Source organism: Mesorhizobium sp. M7A.F.Ca.CA.002.09.1.1, assembly GCF_003998555.1.
GTDB classification, from domain to species: domain Bacteria; phylum Pseudomonadota; class Alphaproteobacteria; order Rhizobiales; family Rhizobiaceae; genus Mesorhizobium; species Mesorhizobium ciceri.
The window spans coordinates 1-421 of the sequence record NZ_RZRR01001634.1 but is presented as its reverse complement, the minus strand read 5'-3'; the positions used below and the strand labels follow the sequence as shown (position 1 = coordinate 421).

The following is a 421-nucleotide window of genomic DNA, read 5'->3' as shown; positions in this document are numbered from 1 at the left end:
CGCAATGACTGCGAGCCAGCCTAGCCCTCCTTTCCTTGTTCGAGACAACCTATTTTCCCTCGCACCCAATGCCGTCGCGATCACCATCGAGCCCGTTAGGATCAGAGCCTGTGATCTGCACCCCAGGGGCAACCACTGCATTGTTTCCGCTGCCGCCTGCACAGTCCAAATCAGCGCTACGGGCTCGGGTCGCACCTCGGTATCCGTTGAAGACTGCCACCGCGCGCGCTCCGTCGCCTTCAATACGCGTGTTTTGGCTATTCGGATTGAACGGATCGACAGTTTGCAAAAGCATATTTGAGCGGTTCGCATCGCCGGCAGCGAGCGTCACCGAGTCATAATTATTCAAATAGTCGGCAGTGCAGCCTGAGATGAACGCAACAACTGTTGCGGTCGAAAACCAACGCCAATTCATGAAGGT

The 421-nt window shown here is 55.8% G+C and carries 1 protein-coding gene; it reads right to left on the bottom strand.

Translation table 11 applies throughout. The features are described 5' to 3' along the window. Positions 1-49: 49 nt before the first annotated feature. Positions 50-415 (bottom strand): calcium-binding protein, encoded by a 366-nt coding sequence (locus EN994_RS35075; RefSeq protein WP_127308331.1) that lies wholly within the window; start codon positions 413-415, stop codon positions 50-52. Between the last annotated feature and the right edge of the window lie 6 nt (positions 416-421).